Here is a 5,463-nt window from a genome sequence, read left to right as displayed (position 1 = left end):
TGGGAATGCCCGTTTCGGTGCGGGTTGGGGTCACTGCGTCCTGAGAAAATGGGGAAAGGGGAATCTTGCCCTTCTGCTTTTTTATGCACCAACGCCATGGCACGCTGCAGCGGTTGCGAACAGCCGCAGTGGTTCACCGCCGCACTCTTGCTCAGCGGTCGGCGCCGTTTGGTGCCTTCCCGATACTGGGGTTCTTGAACTTCGATGTCTCCGAATAGACTGTGCCAGCAGAGTTTTTTACCGTCTCGCCACACTCCAGCCGTTTGGCCCAACGCCTGGCAGCGTGTGCTCAGTTGCCCTCCAGCCCAATCCTCGAGGATCTCCCGGCCCAGTCCCCGCATCTCTTCAATGACCCGTTCCTCGGCCGCATCGGCTTTGTGTTGCTGCGCACTGAAAACTCCCCAGTTTTGACCTGCTCTGCGCGTTGAAAATTACCCAGGGTGTCAATCACCATCCAAAAGTGACCAGGCATCAACCTCGAATTTTTTCCAGTTGAACGAGCGACTCAGCGGGTCTGAACCGCCGGTTTGCGCGGCTTGAACCGGTCGGAATCATTGCCGGTTTCGAGGATGTCGCCGTGATGCGTCAGGCGATCCAGGAGGGCGGTGGTCATCTTGGCATCGCCGAAGACCTGCACCCACTCCCCGAAGCCGAGGTTGGTGGCGAGCATCGGCGAGGTCTTTTCACAGAGTTGGCTGATCAGATGGAACAGCAGTGCTCCGCCGGACTCGGGAAACGGCAGGTAGCCCAGTTCGTCGATGATGACGGCATCGAGGGGGATGAGTTGTTTGGCCAGATGGCCGGCTTTGCCGAGGCGTTTTTCCGGTTCCAACTTGGTTGACCAGATCGACCGCGCGATAGAAGCGAACCCGCTTGCCCCGATGGCTCGCGGCCACGCCCAAGGCGGTCGCCAGATGGGTGTTGCCGGTCCCGGTCGGGCCCATCGCATACTGCTCGATATCAGCCTGCGGAAGCCTGCGTTCGTTCTCCCTTCCACCCGCGGGCCGGCGAACGGGTCGAGGTCATTCGCACCGTCCATCATCAGCGCGCGCGTCATCTCGTCATCGCTCAACCGGACGGGAGTCGGGCGTTAATCCCGGCGTGGATGTGCGCGCCGGCGGCGCAGCGGGTGCGTCTTCAGCCAGCGCCCGGCCGGCCGCTGCGCACCCTGCGGGAACTCGGCGAACGACTCGATCGGCTGCTCTCCTCCGGGGCGAGCGATCGGCCCCGCGGAGGAGACGATGCCCACGAAACGCGTCCCGCTGTTTGCCCAATTGAGCCTGTTCGACGTCCCGCCGATCCCGCCCGGAGCGCTTCCGCAGGCGCGGCGCGAGAGCTTGCGCACGCTCCTGAGCGAGCGCCTGCATCAGGTAGCCGCCGCCGAGGCCGGCGCGGCCCCGCAGACACGCGCGACGGCGGCGCAGGAGCAGGGCGATGACGACACTCGGAAGCGAGCAACTGGGCCGCAAGGCTTATGTGTACGTGCGTCAGTCCACCCCCGACCCGGTGCAGAACCATCCCGAGAGCCAGCGTCGCCAGTCTGGATTGAGCGAACGGGCACGAGACCTTGGGTTGGCCGCGGTTGAGCTCATCGACGAGGATCTCGGACGCTCCGGCGGGGGCATGGCCCGCCCGGGCTTCGAGCGGCGGCTGGCCGCGATCGGTAATGGCCACGCGGGTGCCGTGCTGGCCCTCGAGGCATCGCGCCTCGCCCGCAACGGGCGCGACTGGCATACCTGGCTGGCGCTCAGCGCCCTGGTGGGCGCCGTCATCGTCGACGAAGAAGGTGTCGAGGATCCGCGTCTGCCGAACGACCGACGGCTGTGGGGGATGAAAGGCACGCTCTCGGAGATGGAACTCGCGGTGTGGCGTCAGCGGGCTCACGAGGCGCTCCTGCTCAAGGCCCGCCGTGGCGAGCGCTACACCAGTGTCGCGATCGGTGACGTGCGCACGCGCGACCATCGCTTGGCGAAGGATCCGGAGCGACGCATCCAGGACGCCGTCGCGCGGTCTTCACGCGCTGCGTACCTCGGCAGAGCGTCCGCCCAGCGCTCCTGTGGCGGCGTCAGGAGAACATAGCCTTGCCGAGGGTGCGCGACGGGAGCGAGGGGCGCGCGGTCATCTGGCCGTTGCCGGGCGACTCGGCGCAGTGCCTAAGCTCCTGACCAATCCGGTCGATGCCGGCGCTGACGTCTTCGGTCGCCCCGCGAGCCGGGTACGCATCGAAGCCTCGCGCAAGCGCGTCGTACGCGGTGTGCGCCAATCGCCGGCGGACTGGACGGTGCGGATTCGCGACCATCGTGAGTCCTGCATCAGCGGGGATCGGTCCGCGCGCAACCAACCGACGATTGCAGACAACGGCAACATGAAAGGCGAGAGGGTGCGCGGTGCCGTGCGGCGTGGCGAGGGGCTGCTCGCCGGACTGCGGCGGTGTCGCCGCTGCGGGCGCAAGCGGCATGTGGGCTACCGCGGTCAGGGCGGCAATACGGCGCGCGATCGCGGCGTCGGCGCCCGGCTCAATCACGGCTCCTGCTTGGCCTTCGGGGCGCGGCGGATCGACGCCGCGATCGGTGCCGAAGTGCTGCGGGCGCTCCGACCCGAAGGGGTCGCGGGGGCGCGGCAGGTGCTCGAGCACCGGGGCGAGGAGGTCCGCGCGCCGCGTCGCCAAGTCGAGCTTGCCCTGGAGCAAGCCCGCGTCGACGCTGCCCGCGCCCGCCGCCAAGACGATGCGGTCGATCCCGACAACCGTCTGGTGGCCGGCGAGCTGGAACGGCGCGGGAAGGGGTGTCTCGCGGAGGTGGCACGCCTGGAGCCTGTGCTGGCGTCGGCGGATACGGCGCCACCGGTGCAACTCTCCGCGGGCGAGCGCGAGCGCCTCCTCGCCTTGGGCGGCGCTCTCGAGCGCGTCTGGAATCATCCCGCCGCCACGCCCGAGACGCGCAAGCAGATCCTGCGCCCCCGGAGACAGGAGCTCCTCGTCGACGTGGAGGACGCGACGCTCGCCGTCGTCAGGCGCTGGCAGGGTAGCGACCACACGCCGTGGCGCGTAAAGAAGAACCGCAGCGGACAGCCCCGCTGGGGCACCGATCGCGACCCGCAGGAGCGGAGCGGCGAGCTGGCTCGCCGGCTGCCCGACGCGCGCATGGCGGGGCGGTTGAACCGGCTCGGCAAGCGCACCGCCCAGGGACTCCCCGGGACGGAAAGCCGGATCCGTTCGTGGCGTAGCGATCATGGGGTACGGGTCTACCGCGAGGGGGCACGTCGCGAGCGCGGCGCGCTCGATCTGCACGAAGCGGCCGAGCCGCTCGGCGTGAGCAAGATGACGGTCTGGCGTTGGATTCGAGACCGGCGCCTGCCCGCACGTCCGCCGTGTCACGGCGCGCGCCGTGGATCATCCGTTGCGAGGATCTTGCGCGTTTGGTTCCGCCGGATGCTCGGGAGCTGGGTCGGACGATCCCGTTAACCCGGGATTCAAATCAAAAATCATTTGACTTTCCAGAACGTAGAGAGGCGCGCATCATGTCGCTGAATCGCTGGGGCCGACCAGGATGAGGCGATGCGCTTGGTCCAGGAACGCGGCGGTCGCGAGTGGCTCGACTTGGGCTTGATGCAGAGGCGTTTCCGCCCAGACGAAGCCCAGCAGATCGCGGCGGATCGGCAAGCGAGCGGCCTTCCGTCGATCGCGCAAACGGCGGGCCTGACGGTCGGTGCGTGCGGCCGCGACGAGTCGATCCAACCAGACTTCCGGCATCGTCGGCGGTTGGGTGCATGCGGTCTGCCATTCGCCCCAGGCGGCAGCCAGGCCGTCGAGGGGGAGCGCGTTGCGTTGGCTGAGGCGGTCAACGGCCATCCCGCACCTCCCGCAGGCTGTCGTCCCGTGCGCCATCGGCGATCGGCTCCAGCCGCAGCCGCGGGGTCGCTGGTTGATCAAGCGCCGTTGGTCGCGGGGGCGCGGCCCATCGACGCATGGCATTGATCGCCACCGGGGCGCGGATGACGCCCGTCTCGATGGTCCGCTCACCGGCGACCTCCAGCACCTCCAGTCCCAGCTCGCGCGCCAGGAGCAACCGCTCGACGAAGGCGCGGTCGCCTTTGGGTGACTTCAGTCGGCGGTCGCGGACCACCCGGATGACCATCGGCAAGTCCCACTCCTGGAAGGGCACTGCGTGACGTCAGGCACCGGGTGTTTTCTCCAGGATCGGCAGATCGTGCCACGGGTCGCCAATCAACGGGTCGCGGCCAACACGCCGCGCATGCAGGGCAATGACCTGACCCTCCCCCGCCACGCGCAGGGCGTCGGCGGCGAGGCGCACCGACACCGCTTTTCCGGCCCAGACGGCGGGGACACGATCGCGATTGCGGTCGACCCGGATCAGGCCGGTGCTGGACACCCGCAAGGTCTGCTCGACGTCCCCCTCGAACGGCGCCGCGACCGGGCGCAGCAACGGTTGCTCGTCGGCAAAACAGTCGGCAATGGTCCGGGTCAGCTCGGTGGGGTGTCGACGCCCCGCCAGTTCCTGGCAGCGGGTCGCTAACCCGGCGTTTCACGCCGTGAAGTCGGCGAACGCGAGTCGCGGGGCGAACAGCCATTCCCGCACGTTGCCCACCGGATTCTCCACCTGACCCTTCTCCCAACCCGATTCCGGGGTGCAGGCCACCGGCTCGAACAGGTCGTGATTGGCCAGCGTCAGGAAACGGCGGTTAAACGGCCGATCCTTGCCCACCAAGATCGTGTCCGCCACCGTCTTCAGATTGTCGTAAACCACCCGCTGTGGGGCTCCGCCGAAAAAGGCAACGGCACGGACATGGGCATCGAAGACCATTTCCTGCGTCTCGCGGGGATCGGCCACCACGAACAGCTGGCGGCTGTCGCTCAAACGAACGTGCGCCACCTCGATCGTCTGCACGACCCCGCCCCACTCGACCTCTTCATGGCTCCAGTCGAACGGACAGGTTTCCCCCGGCGGAAAGGCCAAGGGCACAAAGGCTTGGGTCACCGCCGGTGTCCTCGCGCGCGGCGCCTTCCCGCGCTTCGCAAACCGCTGGACCGGGCCATCGGAGCCTTGATACCCCTCCACCCGTAACCCCTCGAACAACCGCCGGGCCGTTCGCCGCTGACGCTTCGGGACGTGGGATTCGCGGTCCAGCCACTGTTCCAACTGGGCCTGGTACTCACCCAGTGTCGGCAGGGGTTGATGCTGCCGTTGGTCGACCGGTTCCGTCAGTGTGGCGAGCGCTTGGCGAACCGTGGGACGCGAGCGTTGAAGATCACGGGCAATTGAGCTGATGCTCTGCCCGTCGACCACATGACGCCGCCTGATGGCGGCAATGAATTCCATCCTGATCATATATGGTCCGCCCCGCGATGCAAGAGGGAAACCGCTGTCTTTGGCAGAAGGAGACGTTGCAGCCATATATCCGGCATCGTTTGGGGTGTCGTCGCCGACCCCTGTGCCCTGATGG

6 protein-coding genes and 1 pseudogene are annotated in these 5,463 nt (G+C 67.6%); 2 read left to right on the top strand and 5 right to left on the bottom strand.

Annotated elements, in window-relative coordinates; translation table 11 throughout:
* Positions 1 to 535: 535 nt before the first annotated feature.
* Positions 536 to 944 (bottom strand): annotated as a pseudogene (locus QZY48_RS10970) (ATP-binding protein); the annotation flags it as partial.
* Between the two features lie 490 nt (positions 945 to 1,434).
* On the opposite strand from QZY48_RS10970, the gene QZY48_RS10965 reads away from it, so the two are divergent.
* Both QZY48_RS10965 and QZY48_RS10960 read left to right on the top strand, forming a co-directional pair.
* A complete protein-coding gene (locus tag QZY48_RS10965; RefSeq protein WP_295430897.1) occupies positions 1,435 to 2,079 on the top strand; it encodes a recombinase family protein in 645 nt (214 codons plus the stop codon).
* A 70-nt stretch (positions 2,080 to 2,149) separates the two neighbouring features.
* On the top strand, positions 2,150 to 3,463 hold the full coding sequence (locus tag QZY48_RS10960) for a hypothetical protein (protein ID WP_295430896.1): 1,314 nt from the start codon (positions 2,150 to 2,152) through the stop codon (positions 3,461 to 3,463).
* 54 nt (positions 3,464 to 3,517) lie between these two features.
* Here QZY48_RS10960 and QZY48_RS10955 read toward each other — a convergent pair whose 3' ends face one another.
* The 4 genes from QZY48_RS10955 to istA all read right to left on the bottom strand — a co-directional run.
* A complete protein-coding gene (locus QZY48_RS10955) occupies positions 3,518 to 3,850 on the bottom strand; it encodes an ATP-binding protein (protein WP_295430895.1) in 333 nt (110 codons plus the stop codon).
* A complete protein-coding gene (locus QZY48_RS10950; protein ID WP_295430894.1) occupies positions 3,840 to 4,142 on the bottom strand; it encodes a hypothetical protein in 303 nt (100 codons plus the stop codon). Before QZY48_RS10950 ends, QZY48_RS10955 begins: the two co-directional genes overlap by 11 nt.
* Positions 4,143 to 4,172: 30 nt before the next feature.
* Positions 4,173 to 4,445 (bottom strand): hypothetical protein, encoded by a 273-nt coding sequence (locus tag QZY48_RS10945; protein ID WP_295430893.1) that lies wholly within the window; start codon positions 4,443 to 4,445, stop codon positions 4,173 to 4,175.
* A 99-nt stretch (positions 4,446 to 4,544) separates the two neighbouring features.
* Positions 4,545 to 5,463, bottom strand: a 919-nt coding sequence (gene istA / locus QZY48_RS10940) for an IS21 family transposase (protein ID WP_295430892.1), incomplete at its 5' end; no start/stop codon positions are given.

The sequence above is a fragment of the uncultured Thiodictyon sp. genome, assembly GCF_903828115.1.
Classification (GTDB): Bacteria; Pseudomonadota; Gammaproteobacteria; order Chromatiales; family Chromatiaceae; genus Thiodictyon.
Note: the sequence above shows the minus strand (reverse complement) of the source record. Positions and strands in the feature narration are given on the sequence as shown.

Excerpts from the sequence above, each read along its gene's own strand:
- QZY48_RS10965 (WP_295430897.1), top strand. The coding sequence starts at position 1,435 with ATGACGACACTCGGAAGCGAGCAACTGGGCCGCAAGGCTTATGTGTAC.
- QZY48_RS10955 (WP_295430895.1), bottom strand. The coding sequence starts at position 3,850 with ATGGCCGTTGACCGCCTCAGCCAACGCAACGCGCTCCCCCTCGACGGC.